The organism is Bacillus sp. EB106-04-02-XG92, from assembly GCF_058791995.1.
In genome coordinates this window covers 358,003-375,283 of sequence record NZ_JBYTEA010000002.1, presented here as the reverse complement: position 1 = coordinate 375,283, position 17,281 = coordinate 358,003, and the positions used below count along the sequence as shown (strand labels likewise).

General features: G+C 37.7%; 20 protein-coding genes. 19 read left to right on the top strand and 1 reads right to left on the bottom strand.

The features are described from left to right. Nucleotides 1-87: 87 nt before the first annotated feature. The 19 genes from AC3WVA_RS07930 (at nt 88) to AC3WVA_RS07840 (ending at nt 14,482) form a co-directional block, all read left to right on the top strand. On the top strand, nt 88-585 hold the full coding sequence (locus AC3WVA_RS07930) for a PTS sugar transporter subunit IIA (protein WP_492321856.1): 498 nt from the start codon (nt 88-90) through the stop codon (nt 583-585). A gap of 246 nt (nt 586-831) precedes the next feature. Beyond that, nucleotides 832-1,272 (top strand): low molecular weight protein arginine phosphatase, encoded by a 441-nt coding sequence (locus tag AC3WVA_RS07925; protein ID WP_098344700.1) that lies wholly within the window; start codon nt 832-834, stop codon nt 1,270-1,272. A 96-nt stretch (nt 1,273-1,368) separates the two neighbouring features. After that, nucleotides 1,369-1,812 carry a ribose 5-phosphate isomerase B gene (gene rpiB / locus AC3WVA_RS07920; RefSeq protein WP_000869919.1) on the top strand — a complete coding sequence of 148 codons (444 nt, stop codon included), beginning with the start codon at nt 1,369-1,371 and terminating at the stop codon, nt 1,810-1,812. Between the two features lie 66 nt (nt 1,813-1,878). After that, a complete protein-coding gene (locus tag AC3WVA_RS07915) occupies nt 1,879-2,451 on the top strand; it encodes a TIGR01440 family protein (RefSeq protein WP_048528046.1) in 573 nt (190 codons plus the stop codon). Between the two features lie 216 nt (nt 2,452-2,667). Beyond that, nucleotides 2,668-3,909: a serine hydroxymethyltransferase gene (glyA, locus tag AC3WVA_RS07910; RefSeq protein WP_048528047.1), complete on the top strand. Its 1,242-nt coding sequence runs from the start codon at nt 2,668-2,670 to the stop codon at nt 3,907-3,909. Nucleotides 3,910-4,181: 272 nt separating this feature from the next. Then, nucleotides 4,182-4,811, top strand: coding sequence for a uracil phosphoribosyltransferase (gene upp / locus AC3WVA_RS07905; RefSeq protein ID WP_000517539.1), 630 nt, complete (start codon nt 4,182-4,184; stop codon nt 4,809-4,811). Nucleotides 4,812-5,182: 371 nt separating this feature from the next. Next, entirely contained in the window at nt 5,183-5,296 is a 114-nt protein-coding gene (locus AC3WVA_RS07900; protein ID WP_000232962.1) for a DUF4024 domain-containing protein, read from the top strand. A gap of 26 nt (nt 5,297-5,322) precedes the next feature. Then, nucleotides 5,323-5,547, top strand: a complete 225-nt coding sequence (locus AC3WVA_RS07895) for an AtpZ/AtpI family protein (RefSeq protein WP_142320929.1) — start codon at nt 5,323-5,325, stop codon at nt 5,545-5,547. Beyond that, on the top strand, nt 5,547-5,939 hold the full coding sequence (locus tag AC3WVA_RS07890) for an ATP synthase subunit I (protein WP_000567600.1): 393 nt from the start codon (nt 5,547-5,549) through the stop codon (nt 5,937-5,939). The genes AC3WVA_RS07895 and AC3WVA_RS07890 overlap by 1 nt, the downstream gene beginning before the upstream one ends. A 7-nt stretch (nt 5,940-5,946) precedes the next feature. Continuing rightward, complete coding sequence (gene atpB, locus AC3WVA_RS07885) at nt 5,947-6,666, top strand: F0F1 ATP synthase subunit A (RefSeq protein ID WP_016085476.1); 720 nt, start codon at nt 5,947-5,949, stop codon at nt 6,664-6,666. A 56-nt stretch (nt 6,667-6,722) separates the two neighbouring features. After that, nucleotides 6,723-6,941 (top strand): F0F1 ATP synthase subunit C, encoded by a 219-nt coding sequence (atpE, locus tag AC3WVA_RS07880; protein ID WP_000052064.1) that lies wholly within the window; start codon nt 6,723-6,725, stop codon nt 6,939-6,941. A 129-nt stretch (nt 6,942-7,070) separates the two neighbouring features. Continuing rightward, entirely contained in the window at nt 7,071-7,577 is a 507-nt protein-coding gene (gene atpF / locus AC3WVA_RS07875) for a F0F1 ATP synthase subunit B (protein WP_001142618.1), read from the top strand. Continuing rightward, nucleotides 7,574-8,116, top strand: a complete 543-nt coding sequence (gene atpH / locus AC3WVA_RS07870) for a F0F1 ATP synthase subunit delta (protein ID WP_048528048.1) — start codon at nt 7,574-7,576, stop codon at nt 8,114-8,116. Before atpF ends, atpH begins: the two co-directional genes overlap by 4 nt. Nucleotides 8,117-8,127: 11 nt before the next feature. Continuing rightward, a complete protein-coding gene (gene atpA, locus AC3WVA_RS07865) occupies nt 8,128-9,636 on the top strand; it encodes a F0F1 ATP synthase subunit alpha (protein WP_000027521.1) in 1,509 nt (502 codons plus the stop codon). A 412-nt stretch (nt 9,637-10,048) separates the two neighbouring features. Continuing rightward, a complete protein-coding gene (atpG, locus tag AC3WVA_RS07860; RefSeq protein WP_000157697.1) occupies nt 10,049-10,909 on the top strand; it encodes a F0F1 ATP synthase subunit gamma in 861 nt (286 codons plus the stop codon). 119 nt (nt 10,910-11,028) lie between these two features. After that, nucleotides 11,029-12,435: a F0F1 ATP synthase subunit beta gene (gene atpD, locus AC3WVA_RS07855; protein WP_001032593.1), complete on the top strand. Its 1,407-nt coding sequence runs from the start codon at nt 11,029-11,031 to the stop codon at nt 12,433-12,435. Nucleotides 12,436-12,455: 20 nt separating this feature from the next. Then, complete coding sequence (gene atpC / locus AC3WVA_RS07850; RefSeq protein ID WP_048528049.1) at nt 12,456-12,857, top strand: F0F1 ATP synthase subunit epsilon; 402 nt, start codon at nt 12,456-12,458, stop codon at nt 12,855-12,857. 132 nt (nt 12,858-12,989) lie between these two features. Then, nucleotides 12,990-13,781 (top strand): DUF975 family protein, encoded by a 792-nt coding sequence (locus AC3WVA_RS07845; RefSeq protein WP_098344702.1) that lies wholly within the window; start codon nt 12,990-12,992, stop codon nt 13,779-13,781. Nucleotides 13,782-13,828: 47 nt separating this feature from the next. Next, a complete protein-coding gene (locus tag AC3WVA_RS07840; protein ID WP_098344703.1) occupies nt 13,829-14,482 on the top strand; it encodes a DUF975 family protein in 654 nt (217 codons plus the stop codon). Nucleotides 14,483-14,532: 50 nt separating this feature from the next. Here AC3WVA_RS07840 and AC3WVA_RS07835 read toward each other — a convergent pair whose 3' ends face one another. Beyond that, nucleotides 14,533-17,262: a putative bifunctional diguanylate cyclase/phosphodiesterase gene (locus AC3WVA_RS07835; protein WP_492321855.1), complete on the bottom strand. Its 2,730-nt coding sequence runs from the start codon at nt 17,260-17,262 to the stop codon at nt 14,533-14,535. Nucleotides 17,263-17,281 lie beyond the last annotated feature (19 nt).

Below are 17,281 nucleotides of genomic sequence, written 5' to 3'. Positions count from 1 at the left end.
TTCGAAGTATGAGGTCTTACGTTTATTCAGATCTTTAATAGAGATTGCCCTATAAACTTTTAGGTAAATTATAAGGAGGACTATCCTATGTTTAAAAAATTATTCGGTCTTGGTTCAAAAACAAATGAAGAAACAATCGTAGCTCCATTAACTGGAGCAGTGAAAAATATTGAAGAAGTACCAGATCCGGTATTCGCTGGTCGTATGATGGGTGACGGTGTTGCAATCGACCCTACTGAAGGTGTAGTTGTATCTCCAGTTGATGGTGAAATCGTACAATTATTCCACACGAAACATGCGATTGGAATTAAAGCGAAAAACGGTACAGAAATTTTAATCCACGTTGGATTAGAAACTGTAAAAATGGAAGGCGAAGGTTTCGAAGCTCACGTTTCTGAAGGACAAGCTATAAAAGCTGGAGATAAATTAATCTCATTCGACTTAGAATTAATTCGTGAAAAAGCGAAAAGCACAATTACTCCAATCGTTATTACAAACACAGATGCAGCTGAGTCTATTAAGACAACTGTAGGTGTAACTGCTACAAAAGGTTCTACAGAAGTAATGAAAGTTACAATGAAATAATTATCAAATGAAAGGAATCCGTTTCGTATGAAATGGATTCCTTATTTTGTTTTGTAGTCTGTTCCTTATGTATGGTAAAATACTTTGGGCACTTGGAAATAGGGTTTCACATATATGTGGATAAGGCGCATTTTTCTTAGAAAAAATATAAGAGAAATGCGCCTTTCGTATATTCACATTTCTTTTGTTCTATTTTAATTTACGCTATGATAAAAAGTAGGAAAAAGAAGAAAAGGGTGGGTTTAGATGAAACGAGTATTATTTGTTTGCACAGGCAATACATGCCGTAGCCCAATGGCTGAGGCGTTACTTCGTCATCATGGAGAAGGTAAGTTTGAAGTGCAATCTGCTGGTGTTTTCGCCTATCCTGGAAGTGATGCGTCGGTACATGCAAAGGAAGCTTTAGCTGAAAAGGGAATTGCAATCGATCATGCCGCGCAGCAGGTAAATGAAACCTTAATTGATTGGGCAGATATTGTAGTAACAATGACAGAAAACCATAAGCAAATTGTCCTTGGGCATTATCCGAGTGTTGAAGAGAAAGTAGATACATTATACGGAGTAACTGAGGGAATAAGTAAGGATATTTCAGATCCATTTGGCGGATCTCTCTCTATTTATAAAGAAACGCTAGAAGAGATGGAAAAACTTGTACAAACTTTACTGAAAAAACATTCAGAAGGTTGATGTTTCGTGTATAATACGATATTGGAGATCACTTCGTCCCATTAAAGGATCGAGTGAGGAATGAAGATAATTGATTGAAATTTTGGAGGGGTAAAAATGAAAGTAGTAGTAGCATCTGATCACGGCGGTATGAATATCCGTAAAGAACTTGTAAGTTTATTAGAAGAATTAAATATTGAATATATTGATCTAGGTTGCGAATGTGAAGCTGGTTCTGTTGATTACCCTGATTTTGCGTTTCCAGCAGCGGAAATGGTAGCGAATGGCGAAGTAGACCGTGGTATTTTAGTTTGTGGGACAGGCATCGGTATGTCAATCGCTGCAAACAAAGTAAATGGTATTCGTTGTGCGTTAGTTCATGATACTTTCAGTGCGAGAGCAACGAGAGAGCATAACGATACAAACATGTTAGCAATGGGCGAGCGTGTAATTGGTGCTGGTCTAGCACGTGACATCGCAAAAATTTGGTTAACAACTGAATTTGAAGGTGGCCGTCACGAAAACCGCGTAGGAAAAATTAAAACATACGAAGCAAAGTAATAGATTCTAACTAGAAGTAGTAGGAAATATAATTTGGTGAACCAACCTGTGAAAGGAAGAGGCGTAATGACAGAAATCGTAAAGGTAAGAGAACAGTTACAAATGTCGCTTTCTGATTTCCAAGAACAAGCTTCATTACAAAGTGGTCAAATTTTTGTAGTGGGGTGTAGTACGAGCGAAGTGCTAGGAGAAAGAATTGGAACATCAGGAACGATGGAAGTAGCAGAGGCGATTTTTTCTGAGTTAAAACAATTTCAAGAGCAAACAGGTATTGAGTTGGCGTTTCAATGTTGTGAGCATTTAAACCGTGCTTTAGTAGTTGAGAGAGAGTTGGCGATGAAATATCAATTTGAAATTGTAACAGTTACGCCTGTTAGATCAGCAGGTGGTGCATTAGCAACATATGCTTATCACAATTTGAAAGATCCGGTAGTAATTGAGTTTATTAAAGCGGATGCGGGGATGGATATTGGTGATACATTTATCGGTATGCATTTAAAGCACGTAGCTGTTCCGGTTCGTACTAGTGTGAAGGAAATTGGAAGTGCACATGTAACGATGGCAACAACACGTGGAAAACTAATTGGTGGAGCACGTGCTGTTTATGCGGCGAAGGAAGAGACTATCACTTGCCGTTAAAGTTACGAATAAGGTATGTTGTCTGACTTTATCATAGAAGAAAGAAAAGACCGATTTTCGGTCTTTTTTTTCTTTTATGATAAAGAAAGTCATGTTAGAATGTAGTTGAAAACATGAAGGTTCGAAAGAATTACAACCTGAATTTTCGTTTTTTCTGAATAAATGAGAAAAAACTATTGGGAATCGATGTAATTCGTTCAGAAAAGGGGGATTTTGGTGGATCATTTAAAACGTCAAGATGAAAAGGTATTTGCTGCAATTGAGGCAGAACTAGGAAGACAGCGTTCGAAGATTGAGCTAATTGCTTCAGAAAACTTCGTAAGCGAAGCAGTAATGGAGGCGCAAGGTTCTGTTTTAACGAATAAGTATGCTGAAGGATATCCTGGGAAACGTTACTATGGTGGTTGTGAACACGTAGACGTAGTAGAAGATATCGCTCGTGATCGCGCGAAAGAAATTTTCGGTGCAGAGCACGTAAATGTTCAACCGCATTCTGGTGCACAAGCGAACATGGCAGTATACTTCACGATTTTAGAGCAAGGCGATACAGTACTTGGTATGAATTTATCTCATGGTGGTCACTTAACACACGGAAGCCCTGTTAACTTTAGTGGAGTACAATATAATTTCGTAGAATATGGCGTGGATGCTGAATCTCACCGTATTAATTACGATGATGTATTAGCAAAAGCGAAAGAACATAAACCAAAATTAATCGTTGCGGGTGCAAGTGCATACCCTCGTGTTATCGATTTCAAACGATTCCGTGAGATTGCAGATGAAGTGGGTGCATACTTTATGGTTGATATGGCACATATCGCTGGTTTAGTAGCTGCTGGTTTACATCCAAACCCAGTACCACATGCACATTTCGTTACAACAACAACACATAAAACATTACGTGGCCCACGTGGTGGTATGATTTTATGTGAAGAGAAATTTGCAAAACAAATTGATAAATCAATCTTCCCTGGTATTCAAGGTGGTCCACTTATGCACGTAATCGCTGCAAAAGCTGTTGCATTTGGTGAGACACTACAAGATGAGTTTAAAACATATGCACAAAATATCATTAATAATGCAAACCGCTTAGCTGAAGGTCTTCAAAAAGAAGGACTGACACTTGTTTCTGGAGGAACAGACAATCACTTAATCCTGATTGACGTTCGTAACTTAGAAATCACAGGTAAAGTAGCGGAGCACGTATTAGATGAAGTTGGTATTACAGTGAACAAAAATACAATTCCATTCGAAACAGCAAGCCCATTTGTAACGAGCGGTGTACGTATCGGTACGGCAGCTGTAACATCTCGTGGTTTCGGTTTAGAAGATATGGATGAAATTGCGTCACTTATTGCTTACACATTAAAAAATCATGAAAATGAAGCTGCATTAGAAGAAGCACGTAAGCGTGTAGAAGCGTTAACGAGCAAATTCCCAATGTACACAGATCTATAATAGATTGAAGAAGACTGCTGAAACGTAATTGTTTTAGCAGTCTTTTTTTTGGACATATTTTGTTCTTTAAGTATGTATACAAATGATGAATAAATTTTGGCGATATAATGAAGGATACAGCTCCCATAATTGGTAAAGATACTAGATAGATTCATCGTAAAATAATGATTTTGCCAAATTTGCCCTTGAATATTAGTAGCGTTTTCTTTACAATCGTAAATAGTGTAAAAAAGCGTGCAAACGCATGAATATCATCTAAAGGAGAGATTCACATGGGAAAACTGTATGTATTTGATCACCCGTTAATTCAACATAAGATTACATATATTCGCGATAAGAATACAGGTACGAAAGATTTTCGTGAATTAGTGGACGAAGTAGCGAGCTTAATGGCTTTCGAAATTACTCGCGATCTTCCACTTAAAGACATTGAAATTGAGACGCCTGTAAGCAAAGCGACGACAAAAGTGATCGCTGGTAAAAAACTTGGTTTAATTCCGATTTTACGTGCAGGTTTAGGAATGGTTGATGGAATTCTGAAATTAATTCCAGCAGCAAAAGTAGGACACGTTGGTTTATACCGTGACCCTAAAACATTGCAACCGGTAGAATACTATGTGAAACTTCCAACGGATGTAGAAGAGCGTGACTTTATCGTACTAGATCCGATGCTAGCAACAGGTGGTTCTGCAGCTGAAGCAATTAACTCTCTGAAAAAGCGCGGTGCAAAGCAAATTAAATTAATGTGTATCGTTGCAGCTCCAGAAGGAGTAAAAGTAGTACAAGAAGAACATCCTGATGTTGATATTTATGTAGCGGCATTAGATGAGAAATTAAATGACCACGGATATGTAGTACCAGGTCTTGGTGATGCTGGTGACCGTTTATTCGGAACGAAGTAAGACAACTGACGAGAGGGGATTCCCCTCTCGTTTTTTTGTACTTTGATGAGGTAGGGGAGGGGGATAAATATACATAGTATATACAACATAAGTTGCATACACATCACATATAATATAGAAGTCTTACGTCTAAGGAGCGCTATATTATGGAAGGAAAGCGTTATATCGTAAAAATATAATGGTGACAAACTTGTGAACATTTCCTTCTATTATAATGAGAAAACTGTTAGAAATTGCATATCTCTAACCAGTATTTAGAAGGGGAACGTTTTCATTTTTGGGAGGAAATGACTAATACTCAAATTTTTTGATTTTTTACGATTTCTCGTTGACACTGTTAATACCCTATTGTATGCTAACAACGGGGATAGATGGTAGGGCTTTCAGTGACGAAATTACATCTATTCCGTGACGAAAATGTAAACTTTTTGTTTTGTATAGGATTTATGCAAAAAAATGAGTTATTATTAACACATCGTGAATGAGGGTTACATATTGGAGGGATGAATCCTTGCAAAAAAACGATCGCAGCCATATAAAAGCTTATGCTTTAATGTCAGGTATTCTTGCTCAATTAGTCGGTTCTATTCTTGTTGGAATCTTTGGTGGGCAGTGGATTGATAATAAGGTTGGAACGTTTCCGTTGTTTCTTATTATAGGGTTAATACTCGGATTAGGAACAGGGATATACGCAATGATTCGACTCATTCGACATTACTATTCGGGAGAGCAATGATGATAGACGTACATGGACTTGTCCAAAGACAAAAGAAATATATGTACTACTTGCTTGCGCTTCTAGTGCTAGGATGGGGATTCACCTCTTACAAGGATGTGTTTCTTGGGCTGATTATCGGAACGATTTTCAGTTTTCTTAGTTTGCGCATCATTGCACGTAGAACAGACAAGCTGTTGGATCGCGTAACAAATGGAGAAAACGTGAAGTTTAAGGCAACAGCGGTAAGTACATATTCAAGATTCGCCACGATTGGGTTATTAATTTTATTTGCAGCCAAATATCAAGAGTTAATTGCGATGTGGGGCTTAGGTGTGGGATTGCTGACAGGATACCTTGTCATGATCATAGATTTTCTTTATTTAGAGTATAAGAGCAGGGAAGAGAGGTGAATTACTAGTGGAACACGGTAGATTAGTTGAATTTCTAGGTTTAACGTTTGATTTGTCATCAGTTATGATGGTTACTGTAGCAGCAGTTATTGTTTTCTTAATCGCTGTTATCGGAACTCGCAGCTTAGCTCTTCGCCCAACAGGAATGCAAAATTTCATGGAATGGGTGTTTGACTTCGTGAAAGGGATTATCAATAGTACGATGGACTGGAAAACAGGTGGACGTTTCTTAACGCTTGGCGTTACGCTTATCATGTTTATCATCGTATCGAACTTTCTTGGTTTACCATTCATGTATTCAACAGTTGAGGCTGGCGAACATATTGCATGGTGGAGATCACCAACGTCTGATCCAGCAGTTACATTAACATTAGCCGTGATGGTAGTTACCCTCACCCATTATTATGGAATTAAGATGAAGGGTACGAAAGAATACGTTAAAGGTTATTTCCAACCGATGAAATTCTTATTCCCATTAAAGGTTATTGAGGAGTTTGCTAACACATTAACGTTAGGTCTTCGTTTATTTGGTAACATTTATGCAGGTGAGATCTTATTAGGATTACTTGCTAAGTTAGGCGGGGCATCATTCCTTGGAGCATTAGGTGCGCTTGTACCAATGTTAGCATGGATGGGATTCAGCGTATTCGTTGGATCAATCCAGTCATTTATTTTCGTTATGTTAACGATGGTGTATATGGCTCATAAAGTAAGCCATGACCATTAATATAATTTAAGTAAGAAAAAATTTATTTTTTTATAATACAAAGGAGGACAAATTAAATGAGTTTAGGTGTAATCGCAGCTGCAATTGCAATTGGTTTATCAGCATTAGGTGCAGGTATTGGTAACGGTCTTATCGTATCACGTACAATCGAAGGTGTTGCTCGTCAACCAGAATTAAAAGGCGCACTTCAAACAATTATGTTCATCGGGGTTGCTTTAGTTGAGGCACTTCCAATCATCGGTGTAGTTATTGCATTCATCGTAATGAACAAATAAGGGAGACTCCCCTTACATAGATGGCGAAGAGTGTTTTTCCGAACTTTCTTCGCCATTGCTTTATGAACGAAACGTATGTCTTTTTTTTTCATATGATCAATTTAGATATTTTGAAGGGAGTGAATCCTTGTGCCAACTTTATTATTAGGGGCTGCCATTCCATTTGGAACGATTGCTTATACATTGTTCATTTTCTTACTTCTATTAGTAATGCTACGCAAATTTGCGTGGGGTCCTTTAATGGGAATTATGAAAGAACGTGAAGAACATGTTACTAATGAAATCGACGCTGCAGAAAGAAGCAATGCTGAAGCGAAGAAGTTAGTAGAAGAACAACGTGAAATGTTAAAACAATCACGTGTTGAAGCACAAGAGTTAATCGAAAGAGCGAAAAAACAAGCTGTAGATCAAAAAGATGTTATTGTTGCTGCTGCGAAAGAAGAAGCAGAATCAATTAAAGCATCTGCTGTACAAGAAATTCAACGCGAAAAAGAGCAAGCAATTGCTGCTTTACAAGAACAAGTTGCTTCTTTATCTGTTCAAATTGCTTCTAAAGTAATTGAAAAAGAATTAAAAGAAGAAGATCAAGTGAAGTTAATTCGCGATTATATTAAAGAAGTAGGAGAAGCGCGATGAGCAATGGGATTGTAGCAAAACGTTATGCTGTCGCTCTTTTTAAAATTGCAAAAGAAAAACACGTATTAGAAATGTTTGAAGAGGAATTACGCCTTGTACAAAACGTTTATGCAAAGAACGGAGAACTACATAGCTTTTTAACGCAACCGAACATTTCAAAGGAACAAAAGAAAACGTTTCTTGCAAACGTATTCGGATCTGTTTCTGAATCTATTTTAAATACGTTATATATTTTAATTGATAACAAACGCATTGATATCTTACCTGAAATTGCAGATGAATATGTTGTTCTTGCTAATGAAGAACGTAACGTAGCGGACGCAACTGTATATTCTACTCGTCTTCTATCAGAAGAAGAGAAGCTTAACATTGCAGAAGCATTTGCAAAGAGAACAGGAAAAGACGCAATTCGCGTAAAAAATGTTGTAGATGAAGATTTACTAGGCGGCATTAAAGTACGCATTGGAAATCGCATTTATGACGGAAGTTTACAAGGAAAATTAGCACGTATTCAGCGTGAATTAATGAAGAATAGATAGGGGTGAAGCACATGAGCATCAGAGCTGAAGAAATTAGCGCACTGATAAAGCAACAAATCGAGAACTATCAGTCTGAAATCGAAGTTAGTGATGTTGGTACAGTTATCCAAGTTGGTGACGGTATCGCGCGTGCTCATGGTCTTGATAACGTTATGGCTGGTGAACTTGTAGAGTTCTCTAACGGCGTTATGGGACTAGCACAAAACTTAGAGGAAAACAACGTAGGTATTATCATTTTAGGACCTTACACGGAAATCCGTGAAGGTGACGAAGTTCGTCGTACTGGTCGCATCATGCAAGTACCAGTAGGAAAAGAACTAATTGGTCGTGTTGTAAACCCATTAGGTCAACCAGTTGATGGTTTAGGCCCAATCAATACAACAAACACTCGTCCAATCGAAAGTCCAGCACCAGGTGTAATGGATCGTAAATCTGTTCATGAGCCACTTCAAACAGGTATTAAAGCGATCGACGCTCTTGTACCAATTGGCCGTGGTCAACGTGAGTTAATCATCGGTGACCGTCAAACGGGTAAAACAGCAGTTGCACTTGATACAATCATTAACCAAAAAGACGAAGATATGATTTGTATCTACGTAGCGATCGGACAAAAAGAATCAACTGTACGTAACGTAGTAGAAACACTACGTAAGCATGGTGCATTAGAGTACACAATCGTTGTAACTGCATCTGCTTCTCAACCAGCTCCATTACTATACCTAGCTCCTTACGCTGGTGTAACAATGGGTGAAGAGTTCATGTACAATGGTAAACACGTATTAGTAGTATATGATGACTTATCAAAACAAGCAGCAGCTTACCGTGAGCTGTCATTACTATTACGTCGTCCTCCAGGTCGTGAAGCTTACCCAGGGGATGTATTCTACTTACATTCTCGCTTATTAGAGCGTGCAGCAAAATTAAGTGATGCAAGAGGCGGCGGTTCTTTAACTGCACTACCTTTCATCGAAACACAAGCAGGGGACGTATCAGCATACATCCCAACAAACGTAATCTCGATTACGGATGGACAAATCTTCTTACAATCTGACCTATTCTTCTCTGGCGTACGTCCAGCGATCGATGCGGGTACTTCTGTATCTCGTGTAGGTGGATCTGCTCAGATTAAAGCAATGAGTAAAGTATCAGGTACACTTCGTCTTGACCTTGCATCTTACCGTGAGTTAGAAGCGTTCGCTCAGTTCGGTTCTGACCTTGATAAAGCAACTCAAGCGAAACTAAACCGTGGTGCTCGTACTGTTGAGGTATTAAAACAAGGATTACACAAACCGTTACGTGTAGAGAAACAAGTTATCATTCTTTACGCTTTAACACGTGGATTCCTAGATGATATCCCAGTAGTAGATATCACTCGTTTCGAAGAAGAATTCCATGCTTGGTTAGATTCTAATGCGACTGACTTATTAGAAGAAATCCGCACAACTAAGAAACTTGCGGATGACGACAAATTTGCAGCAGCAATTAACGGATTTAAAAAAGTATTCGTAGCTTCTGAATAATAATAAAAAGTGAAGCCGACTGTTCAGCCCCATCGGCTAAGGTTCTTTCTCACAGAAGGTGCTTTTTACCTTCTTGTGGGGAAGGTTCTTAGACGAAAGGGGCTAGGAGGCGGAACTAGATTAATAAAAGCGGAAGCGGCTCGTTCTGAATGTGAGGGGGATGGAGCTTCTGAAGAAGAGGCGGTTTTTGCCTCGTAGGAAGAAGTGAAGCCACCGAGCATTCAAGCCGCTGGAGCTAGATAGTATATATAAGGCATCTCAGGCTCTGAGATTGCTGACGGTTATGTAAAGGAAAAGAGTAGGTGCACCTATTCTTTTCCTTCAATCATGAGCAAGAATATCTTGCAACGTAGATTAGGAAGAGGATTCTTACTAATCGTGCCAACTTCCGGAAAAAAGGTGGTGAAAACCTGTGGCATCTTTACGCGATATAAAAGCGAAGATTAACTCGACAAAGAAAACGAGTCAAATTACGAAAGCGATGGAGATGGTATCTGCATCTAAGTTAAACCGTGCAGAGCAAAATGCTAAATCTTTCGTTCCGTATATGGAAAAGATTCAGGAAGTAGTAGCGAGCATTGCGCAAGGAAGTAAAGGAATTAATCATCCGATGCTAAATGCGCGTCCTGTAAAGCGTACAGGATACATCGTTATTACATCTGATCGCGGACTAGCAGGTGGTTATAACAGTAACGTATTACGTACAGTAAGTAACGTAATTCGTGAACGTCATAATATGGATTCAAACCAATATTCAATTATTGTGCTTGGACGACTAGGACGTGATTATTTAAAACGTCGCGGCTTTAACATCATTGATGAAGTAGTTGGACTATCTGACCACCCATCATTTACTGATATTAAAGACCTTGCTTCTCGAGCAATTGCGATGTTTGCAGATGGTGCTTATGATGAGCTGTATATTTACTACAACCATTACGTAAGTAAAATTTCACAAGAAGTAACGGAAAATAAAATTTTACCGCTTACTGATGTGGCGTCTAATAAACCGACGACAGCTTATGAATTCGAACCTTCTGAAGAAGAAATTTTAAAAGTACTATTGCCACAATACGCAGAAAGCTTAGTGTACGGTGCATTACTAGACGGTAAAGCAAGTGAACACGCAGCGCGTATGACAGCAATGAAGAGTGCTACAGACAACGCAATGGAAGTTATCGATTCACTTACACTTTCATTCAACCGTGCGCGTCAGGCAGCGATTACGCAAGAAATTACGGAAATCGTTGGTGGAGCAGCAGCGTTAGAATAGTATTAAAAGGCGGAAGCGACTCTTTCAAAAGAGTCGCGTAAGCTATAAACCAATAAAAAATTAAAAGCTAGCTGCTCGTAGAAAGTTGGCTAATTAAAAGAAAGCTAGGAGGGAACCCGATGAATAAAGGGCGCGTTACGCAAATCATGGGTCCGGTTGTAGACGTTAAGTTTGATGGCGGAAAGCTACCAGAAATCTACAACGCCCTTACGGTAAAACAAAGCAACGAAAACGGAAGTATTAACTTAACATTTGAAGTTGCACTTCATTTAGGTGATGATACAGTTCGTACAGTTGCGATGTCTTCCACAGATGGACTTGTTCGTGGCACAGAAGTAGAAGATACTGGTAAACCAATCTCTGTACCAGTTGGTGATGTAACACTTGGTCGCGTATTTAACGTATTAGGTGATGCAATTGACTTAGATGGTGAGGTTCCTGCGGATGTACATCGTGATCCAATTCACCGTCAAGCACCTGCATTCGAAGAATTATCTACTAAAGTAGAAATTCTTGAAACTGGTATTAAAGTAGTAGACTTACTTGCTCCTTACATTAAGGGTGGTAAGATCGGTCTATTCGGTGGTGCCGGTGTAGGTAAAACAGTATTAATTCAGGAATTAATCAATAACATCGCACAAGAACACGGTGGTATCTCTGTATTCGCTGGTGTAGGTGAGCGTACTCGTGAGGGTAATGACTTATACCACGAAATGAGCGATTCAGGCGTAATTAAGAAAACTGCGATGGTATTCGGACAAATGAACGAGCCACCTGGAGCACGTCAACGTGTTGCATTAACAGGATTAACAATGGCTGAGCATTTCCGTGATGAGCAAGGACAAGACGTACTTCTGTTCATCGATAACATCTTCCGTTTCACGCAAGCAGGTTCTGAAGTATCTGCCCTTCTTGGTCGTATGCCATCTGCGGTAGGTTACCAACCAACACTTGCAACAGAAATGGGTCAATTACAAGAGCGTATCACATCTACAAATAAAGGATCTATCACGTCTATCCAAGCGGTATATGTACCAGCCGATGACTATACGGATCCAGCACCAGCTACAACGTTCGCTCACTTAGATGCAACAACAAACTTAGAGCGTCGTTTAACACAAATGGGTATTTACCCAGCCGTAGATCCATTAGCATCTACATCTCGTGCACTTTCTCCAGAAATCGTAGGAGAAGAGCATTATGAAGTAGCTCGTCAAGTACAGCAAACTTTACAACGTTATAAAGAGCTTCAAGATATCATCGCTATCTTAGGTATGGATGAGTTATCTGAAGAAGATAAGTTAGTTGTACATCGTGCTCGTCGTATTCAATTCTTCTTATCTCAAAACTTCCACGTAGCTGAGCAGTTTACAGGTCAAAAAGGTTCTTATGTACCTGTAAAGAATACAGTTAGCGGATTTAAAGAAATTCTAGAAGGAAAATATGATGACCTTCCAGAAGATGCATTCCGTTTAGTAGGTGGCATTGAAGAAGTTATTGAAAACGCGAAGAAAATGATGGCGTAAGGCCTTAGGAGGGACGAAGTATGAAGACATTTCCAGTCAGTATTGTAACTCCTGATGGACCGGTTTACGAAAAAGAAGTAGAAATGGTAAGTGTAAAAGCAGAGAGTGGGGAAATGGGGATCTTACCAGGTCACATTCCAACTGTTGCACCGTTAAAAATTAGTGCAGTTCGTCTGAAAAATGGTGGACACACTGATTATGTAGCAGTAAGTGGTGGCTTTATCGAAGTTCGTCCAGATAAAGTAACTGTATTATCATCATCTGCTGAAGAAGCAAGCCATATCGATATCCATCGTGCAAATGAAGCGAAGCGTCGTGCTGAGCAACGTATGCAAGATAAACAAGCACATGTTGACTTTAAACGTGCAGAAATGGCATTACAACGTGCTGTGAACCGTTTAAACGTTTCTGATATGAAATAAAAAAATCCGTAAAGGCTTTGCCTTTACGGATTTTTTTTGTGTAGTTCATGGATAATTTTACAAAAATGGTATAATTATATTGATGCTTGTATAAGTAGAGAATGTACAACAATTTATAAAGGGGATGAAGAAATGATTGGTGAAATGAAACGAGAAGCGTTGCACTCCTTAAAAGGAAGATGGGGACTAGGTGTTGGGTCAACGATTTTATATCATATTGTAAGTTACGTCGTTTCAATGGCTGTAATGCTTATACTATTAATTCCAGGAGCTATAATAGTTCTTTTAGCATCTATTTCAACTGGTTCAATTGAAGAAGACGTGATGGCAATTGGAGCTGCTATTACGTTTGGGATTTTTTACTGTCTTATGATAATTTTGAGTTATGCGGCTTATGGCATTACCACATATGGTCATACGAATTTGTTTCTACAAATAAGCAAACGAGAAGATGCTAGAGTAGATTATTTATTTGAAGGATTTCGTGGCTTTAAAAGAATGATGAAAACAATGTGGGCTATGCTTGCAATTTTGTTATATACAGGTACATGGGTTCCGATGTTAGGAACGATTGTATTTGGGCTATTAGGTTTTCTTGATGAGAATGCAAATCCATCATTTATAATTGTTTTCTTTATTTTATTAGCTATTTCGTTTATTGTAATGGCTATTTTGTATTTTTCATATTCGATGACATATTATGTGATGGTTGAAAAACCAGAATACAGTGTTTCGCAAGCAATGAAAGAAAGTAAGAATCTTATGAAGGGGCACAAATTAGATCTATTTCTTTTATGGCTAAGTTTTATAGGTTGGGCAATTTTAGCGATTTTTACACTTGGAATAGGCTTTCTTTGGCTTAGCCCGTATATGAGTACAACGACAGCGCACTTTTATCGCCATCTTTCAAAAGATCAATTGTAGTAGGAACATGCTATACTAATAGAGTTATTACGTATAGGAGGCAAATTATGATTAGTGATTTAAAAGGAGAAGCGCTAGATTCATTAGAAGGGAAATGGGGATTAGCTGTCGGGGCAACATTACTCATTTCGATTCTTATTTCAGCTTTTAGTTTTAGTATTGATTTCATTTTCTCCCAGGTTTGGGATTGGAAAGAAGTAAATAGCTCACTTTCAGTAGACGTTATTTCAATATTGATGGTAGGCCCATTAACGTTAGGTGGTTATTGTTTAGCGCTGCATATCATTCGTGAAAAAGAAGCGGGTATCGGGCATATATTCAGATGGTTTACAGAAGGAAGTAAGTTTATAAAGTCATTTTTATTATATATAGTAGTGAATATTTATATTTTCTTATGGTTTTTACTATTTATTATTCCAGGCATTATTAAATCATTTTCTTATGCGATGACGTACTTTATTATAAATGATCACCCTGAGTATTCCATAAATCAAGCTATTACAGAAAGCCGGCGTATGATGGATGGGCATAAGATGGAGTATTTCATTTTATGTTTAAGCTTTATTGGTTGGTTTATATTAAGTTGTATTACACTCGGGATTGGATTCCTATGGCTAATTCCATATTTTTATACGACGTCAGCAGCTTTTTATGAAGAGATTGCAGAGGAATATTACGAGAGAACAATTCCGACACTATAAAGTGGGGCATCCCACATTGATGATTCGTTTTATAAAACCCCCAGTATGAGCTATTGGTTCATACTGGGGGTTTTTTGTAGGAATTTTATAAATTGATGACTCGTAAGTGGTTTACTGAAATAGTAACCTTGCATATACTTACAGTTGTTTTTTTGTAGAAAATTAAGTTGTTTTTCTGTTTCAATTCCTTCAGCAACGACAGAAAGATTTAACGTATTTGCAAGGGAAAGGATAGTTGAGACGATAGCTCTTTCTTCAGGACGGTGATCAGCGAGTTGTGTAAATTCTCTCGGTACTTTTAATGTATCGATAGGGAAAATTGATAAATAAGCGAGAGAAGAATAGCCGGTACCGAAGTCATCAATGGATGTTTGAATACCATATTCCTTTAATTGTTTTAGCCTTGATAACGTTTCTTTTTCATCAATCATCGCAATTCGTTCTGTTAACTCAAGTGTTACATATTTGGGATCGACGTTAAGGTCTGTTAGTATTTGTGAAATGTGTTCGATCAAATTATCTTGCTGGAACTCCTTTGCTGATAAGTTCACACTTATTTTTAAATCTGTATAGCCAAAAGTATGCCATATTTTTAACTGGCGACAAGATTCTTTTAATACCCAATGACCGAGTGGAATGACCTGCGGAGTCTCCTCTACAATTGGAATGAACTCACATGGCGGAATGTCACCTAGGAGTGGGTGTTTCCAGCGTATTAATGCTTCAGCACCAATAATTTTTTTCGTCGTAATATCAATTTGTGGTTGATAAACGACATAAAATTCTTCGTTTACTAAAGCGAGTGGTAAATCTTTTTCAATTCGAGCTTTCCGTTCCATTTTTTTATACAATTCTTTCGTGTACAGAGAGCTACCGTTTTTTCCTTTGTTTTTTGCTTCATACATGGCCATATCGGCATGCTGCAAGATTGATAATGGATCTTCGCCTGCTTCAGGATATATTGCAATCCCGATGCTTGGTGAGATTTTTAAATGTTGATTTTCAATTTCGAATGGTTCGTTCATGTCTGCTACAATCGCATCAGCTATTTTTTTTACATCTGGCCTTTTTTGATAATTCTCAATAAGGATTGTGAATTCATCCCCAGCTAATCGGGCAAGTTTCATATTTGGTGTTGCTATTTTTTCGAGTCTTTTTGCTACTGCAATTAATAGCAGGTCTCCTACCCTATGACCGAGGGTGTCGTTAATAACTTTAAAGCGGTCTAGGTCGAGGAACATAACAGCAAAAGGCCTTTTTGATATTTTAGATCGAGCAATTGCTTGTTCTACATATTGATGAAATGCAAGGCGATTTGCAAGCTCTGTTAATGTATCATGGTAGGCTAGAAAGTTAATTTGTTCTTGCTGTTGTTTGCTTTCTGTAATATCTTTAATCATTAAATAAACGCCAGAAATATGATTTTTTAAAAAGATAGGAACAGCTGTAACATGCAAGTAGTAAATATCTCTATTTTTATGATACGCCCGTACTTCTAAAGAAATAGATGTTCCCTTTTTTACGCGATGGAAGGCATTAATGATCTCTTCCAAATCTTCTTCATACGTAAGTGAATAGTATGGTTGTTTTAATAATTCATTCGTTTGATAACCGAGTAAAGTCGTACCAGCGTTGTTCACGTTGAGAAAATTACCGTACAAGTCTAATGTGAAAATTGGATCTGGATGGTGCTCATATAAAGATTTAAACATTTGTTGGTTATGGTATAGTTCATTTTTTTGTTCTACTAAATCTTCTGTACGTAGTTCAATTTGTTTTTCGAGTTCTGAGTTGAATTGCATTTGAGCTAGTAATAATACTTTATTTTGTTTTCGAACTAAACTATGGCGTATGAGAACGAAGGAGAAAGTTATCATAAGCCCAATTACTACAATAGGTGCAAAAACGTATTCAAATAGTATAAAAACAATAAGCATTACTACAGAAATATAAGGTAACGATAATCTGATCGATTCACCAAGTTTAGGTGTTAACAGTACTTGCTCTTGTTTTTCAGGTTCTTTCGTATGCAGAATACAGGCGATTGCTACTAGTACTAAAGTTACTTGATAGAGAGGAGTAACTGTAAACATAGAATACTCGGGTGTGAAGTATTTAATATAAGCATAAATCGCATCTGTAGTAGCATATAAAATTAAAGCACTACCAAGAAGCGCACCAACTTTTTTGGATAATAAGGATAATGGCTTGAATAACAGATTGATTCCTATGAGGAAAAAGAGTAAATCGGTCATTGGATAGGTAAGTTGAACAAATATGTCGATATTGGATGTTGAAGAAACGTGAATAGTACGTTCGATAAGTAAGTAGTAACTTAAAGTGAATTGTGCTGTAACAATAATACAAATATCACATATCATAAAAAGCTTTTCTAATACATCGCGGTTATAGATGATTTCATATAGAAAGGCAAATGCAAAGCTAATTAAAAAAAGTAGATAAAAAAAATCGGACAAATCAACGAATGTATAGTAGTCCTTTAAAATTAAACGTTGATAGGCAACGATAATATCTCCAATGAAATAAGAGAGGGTTCCAATACATAAAATGGTCCAAAATAAACGAGGTAACCCTTCTTTCCTGTTTGAAAAATAAAGTATATAACTACAAGCGATAATATCAATGAATAAGGTACTCATTCCAATTAATATTTGAAAAGGAAATGAGTATTCATATAGAAAAGGCATTGCCACATAATGAATCGCTACAGATAACAATATGATGCTTATAAGAATACTTACATGTGTTTGTTTTTTCATTTATCTCACCTACGGTATA

Excerpts from the sequence above, each read along its gene's own strand:
- AC3WVA_RS07900 (WP_000232962.1), top strand. The coding sequence starts at position 5,183 with ATGGTAGGGCTTTCAGTGACGAAATTACATCTATTCCGTGACGAAAAT.
- AC3WVA_RS07915 (WP_048528046.1), top strand. The coding sequence starts at position 1,879 with ATGACAGAAATCGTAAAGGTAAGAGAACAGTTACAAATGTCGCTTTCT.
- atpC (WP_048528049.1), top strand. The coding sequence starts at position 12,456 with ATGAAGACATTTCCAGTCAGTATTGTAACTCCTGATGGACCGGTTTAC.
- AC3WVA_RS07925 (WP_098344700.1), top strand. The coding sequence starts at position 832 with ATGAAACGAGTATTATTTGTTTGCACAGGCAATACATGCCGTAGCCCA.
- rpiB (WP_000869919.1), top strand. The coding sequence starts at position 1,369 with ATGAAAGTAGTAGTAGCATCTGATCACGGCGGTATGAATATCCGTAAA.
- AC3WVA_RS07890 (WP_000567600.1), top strand. The coding sequence starts at position 5,547 with ATGATAGACGTACATGGACTTGTCCAAAGACAAAAGAAATATATGTAC.
- atpD (WP_001032593.1), top strand. The coding sequence starts at position 11,029 with ATGAATAAAGGGCGCGTTACGCAAATCATGGGTCCGGTTGTAGACGTT.
- upp (WP_000517539.1), top strand. The coding sequence starts at position 4,182 with ATGGGAAAACTGTATGTATTTGATCACCCGTTAATTCAACATAAGATT.
- AC3WVA_RS07930 (WP_492321856.1), top strand. The coding sequence starts at position 88 with ATGTTTAAAAAATTATTCGGTCTTGGTTCAAAAACAAATGAAGAAACA.
- AC3WVA_RS07845 (WP_098344702.1), top strand. The coding sequence starts at position 12,990 with ATGATTGGTGAAATGAAACGAGAAGCGTTGCACTCCTTAAAAGGAAGA.
- AC3WVA_RS07835 (WP_492321855.1), bottom strand. The coding sequence starts at position 17,262 with ATGAAAAAACAAACACATGTAAGTATTCTTATAAGCATCATATTGTTA.
- atpA (WP_000027521.1), top strand. The coding sequence starts at position 8,128 with ATGAGCATCAGAGCTGAAGAAATTAGCGCACTGATAAAGCAACAAATC.
- AC3WVA_RS07840 (WP_098344703.1), top strand. The coding sequence starts at position 13,829 with ATGATTAGTGATTTAAAAGGAGAAGCGCTAGATTCATTAGAAGGGAAA.
- atpH (WP_048528048.1), top strand. The coding sequence starts at position 7,574 with ATGAGCAATGGGATTGTAGCAAAACGTTATGCTGTCGCTCTTTTTAAA.
- atpE (WP_000052064.1), top strand. The coding sequence starts at position 6,723 with ATGAGTTTAGGTGTAATCGCAGCTGCAATTGCAATTGGTTTATCAGCA.